The organism is Actinomycetes bacterium, assembly GCA_024222295.1.
Classification (GTDB): domain Bacteria; phylum Actinomycetota; class Acidimicrobiia; order Acidimicrobiales; family Microtrichaceae; genus JAAEPF01.
Map to the genome: position 1 here is coordinate 198,187 of JAAEPF010000017.1, position 18,171 is coordinate 216,357.

The 18,171-nt window shown below is 64.7% G+C and carries 14 protein-coding genes and 2 pseudogenes; 8 read left to right on the forward strand and 8 right to left on the reverse strand.

Translation table 11 applies throughout. The features are described 5' to 3' along the window. Window positions 1–172 precede the first annotated feature (172 nt). On the forward strand, window positions 173–1,420 hold the full coding sequence (locus GY812_03670; GenBank protein MCP4434584.1) for a DUF1211 domain-containing protein: 1,248 nt from the start codon (window positions 173–175) through the stop codon (window positions 1,418–1,420). A 555-nt stretch (window positions 1,421–1,975) separates the two neighbouring features. Here the strand turns inward: GY812_03670 and GY812_03675 are convergent. Then, window positions 1,976–3,766: a hypothetical protein gene (locus tag GY812_03675; GenBank protein MCP4434585.1), complete on the reverse strand. Its 1,791-nt coding sequence runs from the start codon at window positions 3,764–3,766 to the stop codon at window positions 1,976–1,978. A 193-nt stretch (window positions 3,767–3,959) separates the two neighbouring features. On the opposite strand from GY812_03675, the pseudogene GY812_03680 reads away from it, so the two are divergent. Then, a pseudogene (locus GY812_03680) lies at window positions 3,960–4,040 on the forward strand (collagen-like protein). A 368-nt stretch (window positions 4,041–4,408) separates the two neighbouring features. Next, window positions 4,409–4,879 (forward strand): hypothetical protein, encoded by a 471-nt coding sequence (locus GY812_03685; protein MCP4434586.1) that lies wholly within the window; start codon window positions 4,409–4,411, stop codon window positions 4,877–4,879. A gap of 143 nt (window positions 4,880–5,022) precedes the next feature. Here the strand turns inward: GY812_03685 and GY812_03690 are convergent, their stop codons facing one another. From GY812_03690 to GY812_03705, 4 genes are all read right to left on the reverse strand, one after another. Then, on the reverse strand, window positions 5,023–6,354 hold the full coding sequence (locus GY812_03690; GenBank protein ID MCP4434587.1) for a hypothetical protein: 1,332 nt from the start codon (window positions 6,352–6,354) through the stop codon (window positions 5,023–5,025). A 127-nt stretch (window positions 6,355–6,481) separates the two neighbouring features. Further along, the gene (locus GY812_03695; protein ID MCP4434588.1) at window positions 6,482–6,832 is read right to left on the reverse strand and encodes a hypothetical protein; all 351 of its coding nucleotides are present in this window, start codon (window positions 6,830–6,832) and stop codon (window positions 6,482–6,484) included. A 37-nt stretch (window positions 6,833–6,869) separates the two neighbouring features. Further along, window positions 6,870–7,688, reverse strand: a complete 819-nt coding sequence (locus GY812_03700) for a signal peptidase I (GenBank protein ID MCP4434589.1) — start codon at window positions 7,686–7,688, stop codon at window positions 6,870–6,872. Window positions 7,689–7,762: 74 nt separating this feature from the next. Further along, window positions 7,763–8,011: a hypothetical protein gene (locus GY812_03705; protein ID MCP4434590.1), complete on the reverse strand. Its 249-nt coding sequence runs from the start codon at window positions 8,009–8,011 to the stop codon at window positions 7,763–7,765. Window positions 8,012–8,087: 76 nt separating this feature from the next. On the opposite strand from GY812_03705, the pseudogene GY812_03710 reads away from it, so the two are divergent. Beyond that, window positions 8,088–8,192, forward strand: a pseudogene (locus GY812_03710) (RND transporter). Between the two features lie 192 nt (window positions 8,193–8,384). Here GY812_03710 and GY812_03715 read toward each other — a convergent pair. After that, a complete protein-coding gene (locus GY812_03715) occupies window positions 8,385–8,783 on the reverse strand; it encodes a hypothetical protein (GenBank protein ID MCP4434591.1) in 399 nt (132 codons plus the stop codon). A 419-nt stretch (window positions 8,784–9,202) separates the two neighbouring features. Continuing rightward, complete coding sequence (locus tag GY812_03720; GenBank protein ID MCP4434592.1) at window positions 9,203–10,258, reverse strand: hypothetical protein; 1,056 nt, start codon at window positions 10,256–10,258, stop codon at window positions 9,203–9,205. A 503-nt stretch (window positions 10,259–10,761) separates the two neighbouring features. Between GY812_03720 and GY812_03725 the strand changes: the two genes are divergently transcribed. The 4 genes from GY812_03725 to GY812_03740 all read left to right on the forward strand — a co-directional run bounded on the left by GY812_03725 (window position 10,762) and on the right by GY812_03740 (window position 16,547). Continuing rightward, window positions 10,762–12,453: a DUF3556 domain-containing protein gene (locus GY812_03725; GenBank protein MCP4434593.1), complete on the forward strand. Its 1,692-nt coding sequence runs from the start codon at window positions 10,762–10,764 to the stop codon at window positions 12,451–12,453. Continuing rightward, window positions 12,450–13,880 (forward strand): NAD(P)/FAD-dependent oxidoreductase, encoded by a 1,431-nt coding sequence (locus GY812_03730; GenBank protein MCP4434594.1) that lies wholly within the window; start codon window positions 12,450–12,452, stop codon window positions 13,878–13,880. The genes GY812_03725 and GY812_03730 overlap by 4 nt, the downstream gene beginning before the upstream one ends. A 27-nt stretch (window positions 13,881–13,907) precedes the next feature. Beyond that, complete coding sequence (locus tag GY812_03735; protein ID MCP4434595.1) at window positions 13,908–15,116, forward strand: acyl-CoA dehydrogenase; 1,209 nt, start codon at window positions 13,908–13,910, stop codon at window positions 15,114–15,116. Between the two features lie 108 nt (window positions 15,117–15,224). Beyond that, window positions 15,225–16,547: an APC family permease gene (locus GY812_03740; GenBank protein MCP4434596.1), complete on the forward strand. Its 1,323-nt coding sequence runs from the start codon at window positions 15,225–15,227 to the stop codon at window positions 16,545–16,547. Between the two features lie 54 nt (window positions 16,548–16,601). Here GY812_03740 and GY812_03745 read toward each other — a convergent pair whose 3' ends face one another. Then, window positions 16,602–18,041 (reverse strand): DUF4389 domain-containing protein, encoded by a 1,440-nt coding sequence (locus GY812_03745; GenBank protein ID MCP4434597.1) that lies wholly within the window; start codon window positions 18,039–18,041, stop codon window positions 16,602–16,604. Between the last annotated feature and the right edge of the window lie 130 nt (window positions 18,042–18,171).

Consider the following 18,171-nt stretch of genomic DNA (forward strand, 5'->3'; position numbering starts at 1 on the left):
GCGCAGAGCCCGGCCAGTGGACCAGGGTCCGAGGGGAACCCTTGAGGCAAGCCTGCTCAGGATCATGACGGAAAGGGCCGCTACCGTCTGAACCGTCCAAGGCTGCTGGGTTGCCGAGCTGGGTCGATCCGCCCGGCGGATTCGTTCCAGGTGCCGCCAGTCAGAGGTTCCCATGTCATCCAAGAGGGATTGGGTTCACACCGAGCGAGGTTTCGACCGGCTCGTCAACTTCACCGACGCAGTAGTGGCGATCGCTGCGACGTTGCTGATACTGCCGCTCATCACGCGGTTGTCCCGCGCTTACTCCGACGGAGGGGATCCCGAGAAGCTGCTCTCATGGGACACCTTCACCTCCATCGCAGGCTTCGTGCTGACCTTCTGGGTGATGACCATCTTCTGGCGTGTGCATCACGGCGTGTTCGAGAGACTCAAGGGCTACTCCGAGCGGCTGATGACGCTCACCTTCTTCTGGCTCGCAAGCATCATCTTCCTGTCCTTCCCGGCCGGGATCATCAGCCTCAGCGACCTGAATCTCGTCGAGGAGAACTACGCGGCTGCTCTCTACTTCGCGACAACAGCAGTCGTCTCAGGCCTGGGAACAGCCATCGGGATCTACGCCTCCCGGCACCCTGAGCTGCTCCGTGACCCCAACGACGAGGCCAACCGGCCCAGCTACCGTCCATTCGTCTTCGCCGCCCTGTGGGCCATCCTTGCGCTCGTCGCAATGGTGCCCGCGGTGGGCTTCCACGCGTTCTGGGGTCTGGTGCTCTACCCCATAGTGATCATTGCGGTCAGGTCTTCGGACAGGGTGCAGAGGCATACCGAGCGAGGCCTGGACCGCCTCGTCAGCTTCTCCGATGCCGTGGTGGCAATCGCGATCACCTTGTTGATCCTCCCGCTCATCGAGATCCTCAGCGACGGTGTCAACGACGTGTCCGAGCTGAAGCTGGACAGGCTGCTGGTCGCCAAAGTGCTGGCATTCGGCTTCACCTTCTGGATGATGTCGAGGCAGTGGCTGGTCAACCACCGCACCTATGAGCAGCTGAAGGATTACTCGCAGCAGCTGATCACGCTGACGCTGCTGTGGTTGCTCGCGATGGTCTTCCTGGCCTTCCCAGCAGGGATCTTCGGAGAATGGATGGTCGCAGCCAATCCCTCCGAGGGGCCGCCGATCACCCGGTTCGCACCGTTGTTCTACTGGTCCGCACTGGCCGTCATCAGTCTGTTGGGCAGCGCGATCCAGTTCCACGCCTCCAGGCACAGCGAGATCCTGGCTGACCCTGCCCGCCCCATCTGGAACCGGATCGTCCTGCTCTACCCGGTTCTGTACCTGTCGGTAGGTGTCCTGAGTACTCGGTTCGGGCCATGGGGTCTGCTCCCGCTCCCGCTTCTGTTCGTGGTGAAGAGGCGGGGGGGCTGACGCTGTGTCGAAAGGAGCGCAGCAGGGTCGCTTCGGGCCGGCCGCAGCGCTGCTACCTCGGCGGTGTCGAACCCCTCGATGGTGACGCCGGCCGCGCAAGGCACCGGCGGTTCCGTCGATGCGCGTGTGTTGCCTGGCTCGGCGCCGGTGGCCGGTGTCGTGTCCCTGCCAGATGCTCCGGAGTCGTCGGGGCGGGTACGGGCAAGGGCAGTTCGGGCGAAAGGAACGGCGAGAGCAAAAAGGACAGGGACTTCGAACACAAGCACCGGGCGATCCGCAGGGTGACCCATACGCTCAGCAGAGTGAAGGGGATGGCGAACCAGAGCGCCACTGCGATCAGCAGGATTCGAACAACGCTCACGAATATCTCCAGTTCGCCCGGCGCTTCACCGGCAGCGAGGACGGTCCGGTGCTTCACTCATGCCTGAGCGAGAGACTGCCAGCGGTTGTTCAGGTCCGGCTCAACCGAACTTCAAGGATCGGTCAATATCGAGCCCGTCGGCTGTACGACTGCGATGGGTGGTTGGAGTTGCGCGCTGTGCGACTGTGGCGGGATCAGTTGGTGTTGCAGGCCTGCTGAAGGCTGGCGGGGAACTCGTCGCAGTTGTCGTTCTCGACCCACACGCCACGTGACGACTCGAGTCGGGCCGTGTAGTCGTCTTGGTCCGAAGCGTCGGTCACGAACGCAACGGCGTAGCCGCTGTCGCACTGGAAGTTGTTGAGCGTGTCGCCGCCGGGCAGCGCGGCGTCGATTGCCTCCGCAGTGCATGGAGCCGATTCGGTCGGTGTGGCAGCGGTGGTGCTGGGCGCCGCAGTGGTGCTCGACGCGGCAGTGGTGCTCGGTGCCGCCCCGCTCGCGGATCCACCGCCGTCAGGGGTCGAGGAGGTGGTCTCAACCTGCCCATCGAGGTAGCAGGCTCCCTTTCCGTCGGATGACTCGTCGTCCTTGGACAGGTACTCGATGGATATGCCCGCCTCGGTGAAGTCGAATGCCTCGCAGGCGAAGCGTCGTTCCCAGGCGTCGTCATCGCCGCCCTTGTACTCCTCGGTGAGGAGCAACACGTAGGCGCTCCGGGGAGCCCCGATCTCGATGCCGTTCGACCGCACGAACTCGGCGAGGCCCGCACCCAGGTCGGCCTGGGCGTCGGAGGACAGATCGCTGATCGAACTGGTGCCGGCCGGCAACTTGACCACGATGGCGTCCCAGTCATCCTGGTTCTTGTCGAAGCTGTTCGGCACCGGAACTTCGCTCCAGCCCCAGTAGTACTTCATGCCGTCGACCTCGTCGAAGTCCTGCAGCTCCGCAGGAGCCTGGGGTACAAGGCCGTTGAACCACCGGGCCCGGTTGGTCCAGAAGGCGTTCTGGAGCCCGACCATGTCATCGACGTCCGAGACCCAGCAGGATGCCCAGTCGAGAGCGAACACAGGCGCCTTTCCGTCCTGGCCGCCTTGCTCGTAGTAGGGGATGCTCTCGTCGTTGCCTTCGAAGAACGTGTAGCTGGAGTTGTCGCCACCCGGTTGCTGATTGGGGCTGTCCTGTGCGTACTCCAGCCAGTGGTCGATCCAGTCGTCCCAGTCATTGCCCGACAGGTCCGCGTTGCACTGGCAGGAGGGATCCGAGACCAGGGTGACGCCATCGGGGCCCGGAGCATCCGTCTGCTTGGGGTGACATCCCTTGCCGTCCTCGTCGCCGGCCCCGCCCGATCCGTCTTCGTCCGGACACTCCTGGTTGGACGGGTCGCCTCCGCTCCAGTGGCACCGGTCGTCGGTGACGTTCGCATCGGTCGGGTAGTACACCCCTGCGTCGTACCGGCTGAACTGCTTTCCCACCACCACGCCCACCTCGGCCAGGGCGTAGGGGTCCGATCCGCCGAGTCCGCTGCCGTCCTCGGGTGGGGAGTCGGAGGCGCACCAGTCGATCACGAACCCCGTCACGTCCACGTAGCCGTCGGTGTCCGACTCGTTGCCGGTGCCGGTGCACTGGGGGCCGTCGGTTCCGGCCGGTGCCGAGACCGTTGGGGGACCCTGATACATGCCGGTTGGCGGATAGACGTCGTTTCGCATGAAGCTCGCCGGTACGAACTTGTTGGATCCGAGGCCATCGGGGACCCGCACGAGAACGCCTGTGGATGATGGGTCCAGCAGTTCGTTCAGCAAGTCGGAGATGTCAGTCGACCCCGACTGGTCTCCTGCTCCGTCGCCGCCGGTGGCTGATGCATCGGCATCGTCGCCCGAGGAACAGCCGAATGCGAACAGGGCGGCGGCGGCCAGCGCCAGGAGCCCGAAGGGCGCAAGGGGCCGACGTGCGGTCAGTCGCTTCCGGGGGCGCACTTGAGCTGCCCGCATGGCACCGGGCCTACTCGAAGTAAGGCGTCGGCGTCGTCGGTGGATATGTCTGGTCTGCCTGGTAGTCCGGGGCATAGGTGGTGGTCGTCTGGTAGTCCGGGGCGTAGGTGGTGGTCGTCTGGTAGTCCGGGGCGTAGGTGGTGGTCGTCTGGTAGTCCGGGGCGTAGGTGGTCGTCGTCTTGTAGTCAGAGCCACCGCTGGACCCGCTGGACCCGCTGGACCCGCTGGACCCGCTGGACCCGCTGGACCCACCGGATTCGTCGACTTCAGTGGTTGTCGACTCGTCCAATGAAGTCTCTGTGCTCGAGGTTGTGCTGGAACCGCCTGAGTCATCGTCGCAACCGACGAGGCATATCGCTGTGATCAGCGGTGCCATTGCCAGAGCCAGAAGAGATCTACTCGTCAACGATCTCGATGTCTTGGGTGATCCGGTCACGGTGCCTCCCGATGTGAGTCGTGCTCTCGATGTCTTGGGTGATCCGGTCACGGTGCCTCCCGATGTGAGTCGTGCTCCGAGCAAGTACTGCTTGCATGGGTTTCCAACAGCAGGGTGCCACTACCGATTCAAGGTTCAGTCAATAATCGAAAATATGGGTCATTGGGCACACCAGGAACGAAGGTCCGCGGACCTAGGCTCGATGGATGGGCGTGCTATTCCTACCGGCGGTCCTGCTCGTTGCGTGGGTGCTGGCAATTGCAGGTGTGGTTCCCTTCGGCGGCAGCGACGGCGACAGCTTTGCTGTTACAGCCATGCTGTGGATGATGACACTGCCCGTGGGGACACAGTTCATGGTGAGCGGGTTGATGCACACCTTCTTTGCCCGATCGACTGCCCAGAACATCGGCTGGAGCACGAATGGGTTCCAGTACGAGATCGGATTCGTCAGCTACGGGATCGGCATCGCCGGTTTTGTGGCTGCCTTCCAGGACGCCGGAGCGTGGTTGGTGCTCTCCGTGGTGGTATCCGTGTTCCTCCTCGGCGCTGCTGCAAACCACATCCTGGAGATGGTCCGCGACAGGAATTACGCACTTGGCAACACATTCGTGCTGTTCTATGACATCGGTCTTCCGGTGTCCCTGTGGGCCCTGGTCCTGGCCGGCGCCGGTCCCTGACCGCCCGCTCGGCTTGCCGAACGGACCCACCAGCTCAGAGGGACAGAAAGGCCCGATCGGGCACCGAAGAGGCTGACCGTACGCGCAACTGGTGCGGAGGCGTCGGCGACATGGCCCCGGGCACCCATGGCCGAGTGGGCTGCTCAATCGGCGAGTGGGTCCTCGAGCACCTTGACCATCGGAGGCACGCCTGAATCGCAGTTGCTCTGTGCGGGCTCTCCGGTGAATCTCGCCCCAGCCCACTCGACGGCGAAAGGGCCGCCGGCCACCAGCGCGTCGAGGTGGGAGACGCCACCCAGCCACAGGGTCGTCAGGTCGACCCCTGAGTCGCACCAATCCTGGACGAGTCCTGCATTTGCTCCGGCCGGGATGATCTTGTCCGCAGTTCCCTGCACGACCAGCACGGGCATCGTCGGTGGAGGAAGCGGCGCCGACTGCTCCTTGAGCGCGTGTGCCCAGTCCTGGTCATCAACGGGATTGGAAACGAAGAACCTGCTGCCGAGGGCGTTCTCCGTCAATCCGAGCAGTCCATCGGTCAGCGTGCACTCGCTGGTCAGCAATCCGAGCCTCCGGCGGGCCGTTCCCGACAGCACCGTCTCGAAGTCCCTGTCCGGGTATGCCTCGCTCCACGACTTGATCACCGGTGGACCCAACGCCCAACCGTCGACACTGTCCCAGTTGGCGTTGACCCCGGCCCCCAGTCGGGCTGCGGGGGCGGCTGCCATGGCACCCATCAAAGAGAGTTCCGGCGCGATCTCAGCGGCGAGGTGCGCAGTCCACAACGAGGAGTTGCCGCCCTGCGATGATCCCCACACGATCCAGTCGGTACCCGCCTCGGCCCCCTCGAAGGCGCGGGCTGCGAGCACTGACGCCACCACGTCACGGGCTTCCTGGTCGCCGACCAGATACGTGGCTGGTCCAGGGATGCCAAGACCCTGGTAGTCCGTGGCGACCACCACCCAGCCCCGCTCGAGTGCGGGCAGCAGGGATGTGGTGAAGCTGAGGGAGTCCAGCTCGGCGGCCCGGGAGGGCGCGCACTTCGTGGCGATCCCGGCGGTCCCATGCGCATATGCAACGACATTGCGGCCTGCCGGCGGCGCCACGCTGTCGGGCACGAAGATCATGCCGGACACCGCAATCGGATCGCCGGCGGAGTCCTCGCTGGTGTAGACGATTCGGTGGCCCTCGCCGCCGGGCACCGCGTATCCGAGGGGCTCGCTGCGCACGATGGTGCCCATCTCCGCAGGAGGGTCCTCGACCGTTGCGTAGAACGTTCCGTAATCGGTGTTCTCGCCGCGGCCGTCGGCACCGTCGCGCAGCCTCGACCAGAGTTCCACGCCGCCCACGAGCAGAGCCACGAGCGATATTGCGCCCACGACTGCGAGGAGGCCGACCACCCAGCGCGCCAGCTGGCGGCCGCTGCTTCGGTGTCCGGTGTCCTGAGCATCCCGGTCGGTCTCTGATTCCGTGCTCACGATTCGGTGTCCTCGGTGGCTCCAGGAGCTTTCATGTCGGTGTGCCCTGCTGTCACGGCGTGATGAGGATGACTGTCTTGGCCAGGGAGCTCTCCAGATACCAGGAGTTGGTACTCAGATTGGGCTGTCACGGCGTGATGAGGATGACTGTCTTGGCCAGGGAGCTCTCCAGATACCAGGAGTTGGTACTCAGATTGGCCGAATCACCGCTGATCTGGGTGCCAGCCGTGCCCACGCTCGATCCGTCCGAGCCGGAGAGCGTGACCTCGATGTTGTATCCGACACACGAGCCGGCAATATCGGACACCTCCACGCCGTATATCCAGAACCAGAAGACCTCGTAGTCGACGTCCACGTCATCGTCGCAGGGGGAAAGCTCGGTAGCGCCCGCAGCCAGATCCCCCTGGTTGCCCGGGGTTGGTGCAGCTTGCCCGCTTCGGACATGGAGCAGGAGAAGGCACGCGAGGAGGATGGCCACGACCACACCTCTGGAACCTCGGAGCAGATCACTCAACCTAGGCACCACCTTGGTCAGGGGTGTCTTCTGGCTGGTGGGACTGCGCGCCGCCGGGGCCCCGACGATCCGGCTCGGCCGACTCGGCCGCGTCAGGCGCAACGGGTTCCTTGGCGGTGGACCCAGACGTCAGGTCGATCACCGGGTCGGGTTGGGCAGCGTCGCGGTCGTCCCGAGCCGTCGCGGTCTGTTCATCGTGGTGCTGGGTTGCTCGCAGGTCGATCACCGGGTCGGGCTGGGCAACGTCGCGGTCGTCCCGAGCTGTCGCGGTCTGCTCATCGTGGTGCTGGGTTGCTCGCAGGTCGATTACCTGTCGGTCGGCCTGGTCGCCATCGGGCTCTGATGAACCCTCGTCGTTCTCCTCCCTGCTCGACAGGGAGGAGAACGTCATTGTTCCTGTGAGGAGGCCGCCCATGAGGGCAGCGACGACGACCGGTTGGGCCAGGTATGCCAAGACCCAGCCAAGCTTGGGAACAAGCAGAACCCGAGTTCCCACGATGTCCTGGTCCGAAGGTCTCCAGGGGTCACGGAACGAGTTGTTGTCGCCCTGCATCAAGTAGCCGTTCTCATCGTTGCCGACAACTCGGTGAACGACCGAGCTGCCTTCTCCCGGTTGACCCTTGGGAACCCGGTAGACGACCTGTTCCCCGACGGAGTAGTTGTCGCTTGACCTGGTGAGCAGGAGGTCTCCCGTGTGCATGGTTGGTTCCATGCTCTCTCCGGAGACGATGGTCAGCTGGGGGCTCAGCGGAAGCCCTCCTGCGTACATCAGAACGAGCCCGACGCTGACCGCCGTGACCATGAGGACCAATGCGGTCACTCGGCGCCTGGCCAGCCGTCGTTTCCGTACCGGCAAGCTCGAATTGAGTTGCCCAGTGGTCGAGTTATCACCGCTCATGGCACGTCTACCCTCTGAGTCGGCTGTAGCAGATCCCAGCTCAGGTTCGACACGCTGGCATTGGTTAGCTCGAAGTCGATCCAATTGACCTTGTTGTTGCCGCTGCGCCTGTACTTGTTCGAGACGAAGGTCACCTCTCCGTTGCTGTCGGTGGTACCGCTGACCTGAACGGTCGACTTCCCCTCGGGCGATATCAGGACATCAACTGCAGCGTTGGGGACAGCAGCGCCGAGATTGTCGACCATGGTGAGCGTGACTGTTGCTCGCCAGTTCCTTCGGCCCTTCTTCTCGCTGAAGTAGTCAGTGAATTCACCACCGAAGGTGCTTGCGACGACGGTTGTGGTGGTTGTGGTGGTTGTTGTGGTCGTGGTGGTTGTTGTGGTCGTGGTGGTTGTTGTGGTGCTGGTCGTTGTTGAGGTCGTACTGGTGGTTGTTGTTGTCGTGTCTCCAACATATTTGATTAGTGTGGCCGGCCCCGTTGGAGATATGGCTAGTGGGGCAGCCCTCCCATTTGCCGCGACAGCGCTGAGCAGACACGCCACAAGGGCAACCACCGTGAAAGCGGTGGTTGCCCTTGCTCTAGGCGTGTGTGCAATAGACACGGCCTGAATCTATTGATCAGCCGTTGATCTGAATGGAAACGCGGTCGACGTCTTCAGAGTCCATGACCTGGCCGCTTCCAAAGGTGAGAGTGGTAGCACCCGGGTTGGCAGCCACTGTGCCCGTAGTCTCGCCCTTGATGCTTCCGGTGGAGTTGGAGACAGCAACATCAATGTCCAGACCGTCGCAAGCTGCGTCAGTGCCACTGATCACGACTTTGTCCAGCTGGTAGTTGTTGGATGCCGAGTTCCAGGACGTCGCATAGTCGACGTCGACTCCGTCTGAGTCGCAACTCGCCACGACGGCTTCGGATGCCCCCAGCGATTGTGGTGTGACTCCCCCCAGTGTTGCAGCCGATGCCATGACTCCAGCAGAGACGGCCAGACCGGCCACCACCGCAATGATTGCCTTCTTCATATTTCCTCCAAGTATGGATCGCCCAAGTCGAGCGAGCCGAGCATTCTGCACGGCCAGCGGCAACGTAGAGTCGCAATATCAAGGATCCATCAACTTGTAGTCAAGAGCCACAGAGTGATCCGAGCGACCTAGAATGCCGCGCTTCTCAATCTGGCTCGGCGCACTAGTTTCGATGGGCGCATAGTCCACATCAATAGGTCATTGGATCATGCGGGTATAGGGTAAATACCCAACGGCAAATGATGGCCGGCTGTCACAGCCTTATTGTGCCCCGATGGGATGTGTGAGCCAGGCCGCGTCCTGGCAGCGGTCAATCCCGCGAACATGAGGCGAAGGCGATCGCCCTCAGGTGGCGAGGGCGTGGATGAACAAGCTCGACATCCGTCGTGGACCGAAGACGACCGGGAGTACCGCGGCCGTCATGCGGCGGAGCCTGCGTCCTGCACAAAGACCCGAGTGATCTCTCCGGGGATGGACGCCACGTAGAAGTCCCGATCAAACCCCGGGGTCGGGAACATGCCCAGCGAAGGCGCTCCGGTCTTCGCACGCCCGAGCTCCTCCCCGGTTTCTATCGAGACGAGCACGGCTTCGGACCGGTCCTCGTCGCCACCGAACCGCGTCGGCCAGGTTGCGTCCTCCAGAACGAGTTCGCCGGTGTCGGCGTACACCATCATCTGCATGTAGTTCCGGTAGTCCTGGCGCCACAACCGTTGTGGATCGACACCCGGTTCGAACCGATGCGCCGACACCCCGCCATTGAGGGAGTCGTAGTGCACGAGGATCTTCCGGATCGGGTCGTACAGAGGAGGGCCCGGATTCCAGGCGAACGGTGCGTCGAGGTCCTCCACGATGTCCATCGCCGCGGGCGGCTCCAAGCCGAATCGAAACGCACGCTGTGGGGCACTGCCGGGTCGCATCCAGTTGGGCGGTCGCCCCATGTCCATCAGCCAGACGCTGTCGTCGGCGATCGAGGTGTCCCACGCGTCGGACTGGCCGCCGCCCTCGACCGCGTAGCTGCGATGCCAGCTCGTGTCGAGTTCCAGTGCGCCGGCTGAGTAGCTGATTCGGAACACATGGTCGGGGTTTGTCGAGTAGAGGAACTCCCCCGAGGTCGAACGGTCGCTGGAGATGCGGCCCATGCACCGTTGCGGAAGATCGAGCGGCTCACCAATGGGCTCGAGGTTGGGGTCCAGAAGCACGAACTGTGCCCTGTCGCCCCTTCGGAAGCCGAGGTTGCGCACCGCCAGGTTGCCGTCAGAGAGGATCACCAACCCGTTGTGAGGAGCATCAGCGGGCAATTCTCGCTGTGCACGCAGCCTGCAATGTGGGTCGAGGCGGAACACGTTCCGACCGTTGACCGCGTAGAGGTCGCCGTTCTCGTGTGCAGCCAGCGCACCGCACCAGAGCCATCCGCCACTGGGTAGTTCATCCGAGCGCCGCAAGGTCTGGAGCGTCTTGGGATCAACCTGCTCCACCCATCCTGAACTTGGTCCACTTGGTCGGTGAACCGGCGGGAGTTCTCCCTCGGCCAGAGATGCCCCGCAGAGCAGGAAGAGCTCGCCCGGACCACGACGAACAAGCATCACAGCCCACCCGCCGGTGGATCGGATTACGGACCCGAGTCGCTCTTGCGGTCCGAGGGCCAAGCCCGGCGACGACGACACCTTCTGGCGGCGAGGACCTCCGCACTCCGCAGGCCATGGGCAGTCGAAGTAGCCGGCGATGGGTCCAGCGGAGTCCAGGGTTGTCATGACCGACATCATCCCAGAAGGAGCGGGGCCCGGAAGCTCGACATTTTGTCTGTTGGGCGCCCAATCGTGCCGGGCGAGGGTCGGCGAGGTCGTGTGGGGCCGCTTCGGTGAGGACCAAGGCGTCCTGGCAAGTAAGAATCGGGAGCGAGCCGCCGAGCGCAGCGTCGCCATGTTCATGGGTCGCGCGCAGGCCGGACAAGCACACCGCATCAACGGAGCGAGTAGCGATGGGATTCATCCAGCCGAACCTGCCGGTCGTGGACCACGACACCTGGGATCACGAGAGCCGCCAGGAGCGGATGAAGCCGATGGCCCGGCACTTCGCCGAGCACGGCTTCGGCTCACCCGACGTCATCGTGCTCTTCTACTTCGTGAAGATCGCGTTCTACGTCCTGATCGGCTGGCTGATGGTGCTGTCGACTCCGGGCATCGACGGGATCTTCGACCCCGCCGGCTGGTGGGCCAACCCGGCGGCGTTCTACAAGTTCGTGCTGTGGACGATGCTGTTCGAGGTGCTGGGTCTCGGCTGCGGGTTCGGTCCGCTCAACCTGCGGTTCATTCCACCCATGGGGTCGTTCCTCTACTGGTTGCGGCCCGGCACGATCCGGCTCCCGCCGTTCAGGGGCCGTGTTCCGCTCACCGGTGGCGATTCCCGGACCGTCATGGACGTGGTGCTCTACGCCGGGTTCGTCGTTTCTCTGTTCGTGGCGATGTGGGGTGCCCTCCCGCAATCGCAGGTAGCGGTGGTGCTCGGGTTCCTGGTCCTCATTGGACTACGTGACCAGGTGATCTTCCTCGCTGCTCGCGCCGAGGTGTACGGGCCGTTGGCGCTCACGTACCTCTTCGCTGTGAGCGACCAGGTGTTCGCTGCGAAGCTGGTGATGGTGGCCATCTGGTGGGGAGCGGCTCTGTCGAAGTGCAACAGCCATTTCCCGTTCGTCGTCTCCGGCATGATGAGCAACAGCCCGTTCTGGCGCTTCGGCGGCATGAAGAAGAAGCTCCACAAGGACTTCCCCGACGATCTGCGGCCATCCAGGTTGGCGTCGGGTCTGGCACACGGCGGCACTGTCGTGGAGTTCGTCGCCCCAGCAGTTCTGCTGTTCAGCAACGGCGGCTGGATCACCACGACCGCCGCGGTCGTGATGATCCTGTTCCACCTCAGCATCATCTCCAGCTTCCCGATGGGTGTGCCACTGGAGTGGAACGTGTTCATGATCTGGGGCGTCTTCACACTCTTCCTCGCCCACCCCGGAATCGATCTGGCGGCCGTTTCCAACCCGTGGCTGATCGCGTCGATGATGGCCGTGATCCTGTTCTTCGTGATCTACGGCAACTTCGTGCCCGACAAGGTCTCCTTCCTGCCGTCGATGCGCTACTACGCAGGCAACTGGGCCACCACCTTCTGGTGCTTCAAGGGTGATGCCATCGATCGCTTCGACGAGAACGTCGTCAAGGCGTCGCTGATGCCGCACCAGCAACTCGAGCAGGTGTACGGCAGCGAGCAGGAGGCGTCGATCCCACTGTTCATGGGTTACGCATTCCGCGGCTTCTACACGCACGGCAGGGCCCTGTGGACCCTTGTGCCAAGGGCGTGCGAGGGCGATGACGAGGACTATCTGGTGCTCGATGGCGAGCTGGTGGCGGGCACGGCCCTCGGCTGGAACTTCGGCGATGGCCACCTCCACGACGAACAGCTGATCGGGGCGCTCCAGCGACGATGCAACTTCGAGCCCGGTGACGTACGGATCGTCTTGATGGAATCGCAGCCCTTCCATGACCGCACCCAGCAGTACCGACTCGTGGATGCCGCCACCGGCGAGTTCGAACGCGGCTACGTCAAGGTCGATGACCTCGTCGACTGCCAGCCGACCGACAACAACGTGCCCATCCACGTGACCAGCGGTGCCGATCAGTCGTGACCGAACAGCTTGACGCCGTTGTTGTCGGCTCGGGTCCCAACGGCCTCGCGGCTGCGATCACGCTGGCCGCCCGCGGTCACTCGGTGACGGTGCTCGAGGCCTCGGAGACCCCGGGCGGCAGTGCCCGCAGCGGTGAGCTCACGGTGCCCGGCCTCGTCCACGACCTGTACTCGGCGACCCATCCGTTCGGAGCCGCGTCACCCTTCTTCGGATCCCTGCCCCTGGCCGAACATGGCCTTCGGTGGGCATACCCCGAGATCGATCTGGCACACCCGATGCACGACGGCACCGCGGCGGTGATGGTGCGGGATCTCGACGAGACATGTCGGGGCCTGGGCGCGGATGGCCCTCGATGGCGCCAGGTGTTCGGACCGCTGCTGCCGGGCTTCGATGAGCTTGCCGGCGATGTGCTCGGCCCGGTCCTGCGATGGCCCGACCATCCGCTGTTGATGGCACGCTTCGGTGCCCGTGCCGCACTGCCGGCCGCAGTGCTGGCCGGGGCATTCACCACCCCCGGTGCACGAGCACTGTGGGCCGGATCGGCGGCGCATGTGTTCCAACCGCTGTCCCGGCCCATGACCTCGTCGGTCGGGGTAATGCTGACTGCGGCATGTCATGTCCACGGATGGCCCGTGGCGATAGGTGGCTCGGTGGCGATCAGCAACGCGCTCGTCTCACTGCTGGAGTCACTGGGCGGCACGGTGGTGACCGGGCATTCGGTCCGCTCGCGCGCCGATCTGCCGGCCAGTCGGGTCGTGATGCTGGACACGGCCCCGGGCGCTGCTGCGGAGATGTTCGGCGGGGAGCTCCCTCGCCGCACCAACCGCGCATATCGCAGGTTCCGGCACGGCCCTGCGGCATACAAGGTCGACCTGGCGGTTCGCGGAGGGGTGCCCTGGGCGGCCGAGGAAGTGACCCGGGCCGGTTTCGCCCACGTCGGTGGCTCCTTCGAGGAGATCGCCCACGCCGAGCGTGAGGTGGCAGCGGGGAGGATGCCGGCCCGTCCTTTCGTTCTGGTTGCCCAGCAGTATCTGGCTGACCCCTCGAGGTCGGTGGGCGATGTGGATCCGATCTACGCGTACGCGCATGTTCCTGCCGGTTGGAGGGGAGACGTGGAGGCGATCGTGATCGATCAGATCGAGCGGTTCGCCCCGGGGCTGCGTGACCGCATCGTGGCGTCGTGCACCATGGACCCGGGCGGACTTGCGACGGCCAACGCCAACAACGTCGCTGGCGACATCGCAGGTGGCGCCAACAACCCCATGCAGTTGCTCGGTCGGCCTCGGCTGTCGCTCGATCCGTACGCCACGGGTCTGCCGGGGGTCTACCTCTGTTCGGCCTCCACGCCGCCGGGCGCCGGTGTGCACGGCATGTGCGGGCACCAATCGGCAAGGCGGGCGGCGGCCTGGCTGGAAGCGAACGACTGATACCCGGGCGGCCAATAGGGTGCTCGCATGGATTTCGAACACTCCGAACGGGCGCAGATCGTGATGGAGCAGGTCGGAGCCTTCATCCAACGGCGGGTTCTGCCCAATGAGCAGACGTACCAGGAGCAGTTGGTGCACACCGACGACTGGACTCGATGGCGGATCCCCCCGATCGTCGAGGAGTTGAAGGCGGAGGCCCGGGATCTGGGGCTCTGGAATCTGTTCCTACCCGATGAGGAACACGGCGCCGGGCTCGACAACCGCGACTACGCGCCAGTGGCCGAACTGATGGGGCGCAGCTTCCTCGCTCCGGAGGTCTTCAATTGCGCAGCACCCGACACGGGCAACGCCGAGGTGCTCGCCCGCTACGGCTCCGATCTCCACAAGGAGCAGTGTCTACTACCCCTCCTCGCGGGCGAGATCCGTTCGGGATTCTCCATGACAGAGCCCGCAGTTGCGTCCAGCGACGCCACCAACATGAAGGCGACGGCCGAATTGGACGGCGACGAGGTCGTACTCAACGGGCAGAAGTGGTGGACGAGTGGTGCCGGCGATCCACGGTGCCGCTTCCTGATCTTCATGGGTGTGACCGATCCCGATGCCGATCGACACCAGCGCCACTCGATGGTGGTCGTCCCCATCGACAGTCCGGGGGTGAAGATCCTGCGGATGATCCCGGTGTTCGGGCACCTCGGTGAGCCCCACGGCCATGCCGAGATCCTGTTCGAGAACGTGCGTCTGCCGATCGAGAGCATCATCGCCGGGCCCGGCCGGGGCTTCGAGATAGCGCAGGGCCGTCTGGGTCCGGGTCGGATCCATCACTGCATGCGGATCATCGGCGCCGCGGAGCGGTCACTCGAACGCCTCTGCGAACGCGCGATGGATCGGGTCGCGTTCGGCAAGCCGCTGGTCAACCTGGGAGCCAACCGCGACATCATCGCCGACAGTCGAATGGCGATCGACCAGGCAAGGCTGCTCACGCTGCGGGCCGCCTGGGAGCTGGACACCTCCGGAGTGCTCGGCGCACTGGTGTCCATCTCGGCCATCAAGGTAGTCGCTCCCAACGTCCTGCAGCAGGTGGTCGACGCCACCATCCAGATACACGGGGGCGAGGGAGTCGCCGACCCCGAGCTCAGCTACCTGATGGGCATGGCCCGGGCATTGCGACTGGCGGATGGTCCCGACGAGGTCCATCGAGCGATGGTCGCCAGGCTGGAGGTCGGCAAGTACCGCTAGGGGGACGGCGCCGCACGAGCGGCGACGCCTCAGGTGGTTCGGCATCCCTGGCGGTCGCAGCGCCCTCACCCAGCGGTTCCGGCCGAGGGCGCTACGCTCGACGATTGCATGGGGAAGGAGCCGACCGCTTCTCGGGGCTTGCGGCGGGCGCTGGGACCCGGCGTACTGACGGTCCTGGTGGTGGGCGACATCCTCGGTGCCGGGATATACGTACTGGTCGGAGAGGTCGCTGCTGAGGTTGGCGGGCTTCTCTGGGTGCCCTTTCTGATGGCGTTCGCTCTAGCCGGGCTCACTGCCTCGTCCTACGTCGAGCTCGTGACGGCGCACCCACACGCTGCGGGAACCTCACGCTACGTGGAGGTTGCGTTCAACCGACCGGCGTTCACCTTTGTGGTCGGATTCGTCGTGGCCGCTTCTGCCATGACGACCGCTGCGGCCGTGTCCCGAGCAGTGGGTGGCCAGTACCTGGTCGCGTTCGGTGACCTGCCGACCGTCCCGGTTGCGCTTGCCACGGTTGTGCTCCTCTCGCTCGTGGTGTGGGTGGGAATAGCCGAGTCGTCGCGGGCCAACGTCGTGATGACAGCGGTCGAGGTTGGCGGACTGCTGGTGGTCATAGCGGCCGGCATCGGTGGCTTGGTCGACGGCACATCAGAGCCTTCGCGTCTGCTCGAAGGAGGCGGGTCCGAGTCTGGCGTCTTCGCCTTCCTCGGGGTCACTGCGCTCGCCTTCTTCGCCTACCTGGGATTCGAGGACGCTGTCCACCTCGCCGAGGAAGTCAAGAAGCCCCGACGCTCGTTTCCCATCGCCCTGTTCGCGGGACTGGCCGTGGTCGGGATTCTGTACCTGGCGGTGACTCTCTCGGCGGGATCGATCGTCGAGCCTGCCGAGCTTGGCCGATCCGAGACGCCCCTGCTGGCTGCGATCGAGACCGGACCCGTGCCCATCAGCGCGGAGGTGTTCGCGTTGATCGCCACCACCGCCGTGGCCAACACCGCGCTGCTGGCGCTCACGACTGCCTCGCGCCAGGTCTACGGCTTGGCCGAGCAGGGTGCCGCGCCGGCAGCGCTGGCCCGGATCGGACGGCGACAGACTCCCACCGTGGCGATCGTGGCTGTCAGCGCGGTGGTCGCAGTTCTGGTGGCCACGGGGGGAGTGCGTGAGTTGGCCGACACGACCGTTGCCCTGTTGCTGGCGGTGTTCGCGACCGTGAACGTCACGGTGCTGGTCCTTCGTCGCAGAACTACGGAGGCACAGGAGACCGAGGCGCCGTTCAGGACTCCGAGCACCGCCGCGGTGCTCGGTGCCCTCGGTAGCTCCGCGCTGCTCGTGAACTCACTCGTGGTCGGAGGGCTCGGCCTTCTGTTGCGGCTGGCCTCGCTGCTGGGCCTGGCGCTGCTGCTCTATCTGATCACCCGTCGACGGATCGGCTAGGTCACACTCGACGGCGAACCACCCAGTCGGGTCGTCCGGGGCGGGTCCTGCCAATCAGTCGCGCGCTTCGGTCGGTTCCTGCTCGCCCTGGTCGAGCCGGAAGGGCGGGTACTCGTCGCGCATGAGGGCCACATATGGGATCACCCTGTAGATCCAGCGGTTGATTCCCATCACCAGGCCGTACATCCCCCGTGGGTAGCGGCCCACGAACAGCAGCACGACTGCCACGAAGAACACCAGGATCGACAGCAGTCCCGGGATGGAGACCTCCCCGGTCGCGGTCGCGATCGTGGTCCCTGTGAACACCCCCAACACGATGTAGTGGGGGATGGCCAGCAGCCACCACTTGACGAGGACCAGCCCACGGCTGAGCCGTTCGGGGTACTCAACGGAATACGTGGCGGGGTAGTCCGGATCGGGCCCCAGGGTGAACGGTGGGTACTTGTCGGTACCAAGAGCGCCGTAGCCGTAGTAGACCACCCGCCAGGTCCAACGCAGAACGCCGAGGTTGAAGTCGAACAGCGACCGCGGGTACCTGGCGGTGAACAGGATGGCCCAGAAGGCGATGAAGGTGACCACGGCGAAGGCGATCCAGAGGACGAACAACACGATGAAGTGCGGGATGAGCAGCAGCCACTTGACCAGCCACAGCCAGCGGCTGACAGGTTCGTCGAGGCTGGCCTCCAATGAGACGATCGGACCCGTGTGTGGCCGGCCGCCCAGTTCGATCTGCGAGCGGGTGGCGAGTCCGATGACCCCCACCACAAGCAGCACGGCGCCGATCAGCACCCCGATACCGCCGAGGATCGTCGCGATGAGGCCACCGGTGAAGACCCAGGGAGACTTGGCCCCGACCGCGACGTCCGCGCTCACGCCCTCGGCGCCGTCCGCGTTCATCACCACCACCGACCACTTGCCGCTGCTCGGCTCCCACTCGAGGCTCTGTTCGCCGTTGCCCTCGGCGGCGGCCACCCAGAAGTCCTCATCACCCGGCGGCCCCGAAGGAGCGCCGGCCCCCTCGTAGTCGTAGTCGACCGAGAACGGGTCGACGCTCATGTCCGTGATGATCGCCCGGGAGACATCACCGAGGTACTCGTCCACCTCGCGACGGGGTCCGATGCCGACGAAGATCGCCGACTCGGTGGTGCTCTCGGCGTCCATGCGCACGGTCACCACATCGCCCAGCTCGAACGCGGTCTGGTCCGCCGTCGGGTCAGCTCCGAAGTCCAGCTCGTCGGACGTAACGGCATAGGAGGTCGTCTCGATCCGTTCCGCGGGGGTTACGAAGAAGCCATCGGCATCCTTCTGGGTGGAGTCGGCCCACAGGAGGAACGCACCCCCCGCCAGTGGTGCGAAGGAGAACAGCGAGACGATCGCGCCGGCAACCACCAGGATTATCCATCCGACCGGTACCGACCTCTTGTGCCCTTGATCCGGGAGCGGCTGCCCCTGGGAGCTCGGTGGTTGGACACGGGACTGCTCGTCGCTGGCCATGGATGCTCCCGGGGTCGCTGCTTTGATGCAGTCTCCCAAGGCCTGATTGGCGACACAAGGATTGCCCCTGCGGCCCCTGCTGTTGGGTCTCCGCGGTGCCATCGTCGGTTGGTTCTTCTTCACGAAGGCA

Coding starts and splice junctions, on each gene's coding strand:
- GY812_03670 (MCP4434584.1), top strand. CDS start 173: ATGTCATCCAAGAGGGATTGGGTTCACACCGAGCGAGGTTTCGACCGG.
- GY812_03675 (MCP4434585.1), bottom strand. CDS start 3,766: ATGCGGGCAGCTCAAGTGCGCCCCCGGAAGCGACTGACCGCACGTCGG.
- GY812_03685 (MCP4434586.1), top strand. CDS start 4,409: ATGGGCGTGCTATTCCTACCGGCGGTCCTGCTCGTTGCGTGGGTGCTG.
- GY812_03705 (MCP4434590.1), bottom strand. CDS start 8,011: ATGGTCGACAATCTCGGCGCTGCTGTCCCCAACGCTGCAGTTGATGTC.
- GY812_03715 (MCP4434591.1), bottom strand. CDS start 8,783: ATGAAGAAGGCAATCATTGCGGTGGTGGCCGGTCTGGCCGTCTCTGCT.
- GY812_03725 (MCP4434593.1), top strand. CDS start 10,762: ATGGGATTCATCCAGCCGAACCTGCCGGTCGTGGACCACGACACCTGG.
- GY812_03735 (MCP4434595.1), top strand. CDS start 13,908: ATGGATTTCGAACACTCCGAACGGGCGCAGATCGTGATGGAGCAGGTC.
- GY812_03740 (MCP4434596.1), top strand. CDS start 15,225: ATGGGGAAGGAGCCGACCGCTTCTCGGGGCTTGCGGCGGGCGCTGGGA.
- GY812_03745 (MCP4434597.1), bottom strand. CDS start 18,041: ATGGCCAGCGACGAGCAGTCCCGTGTCCAACCACCGAGCTCCCAGGGG.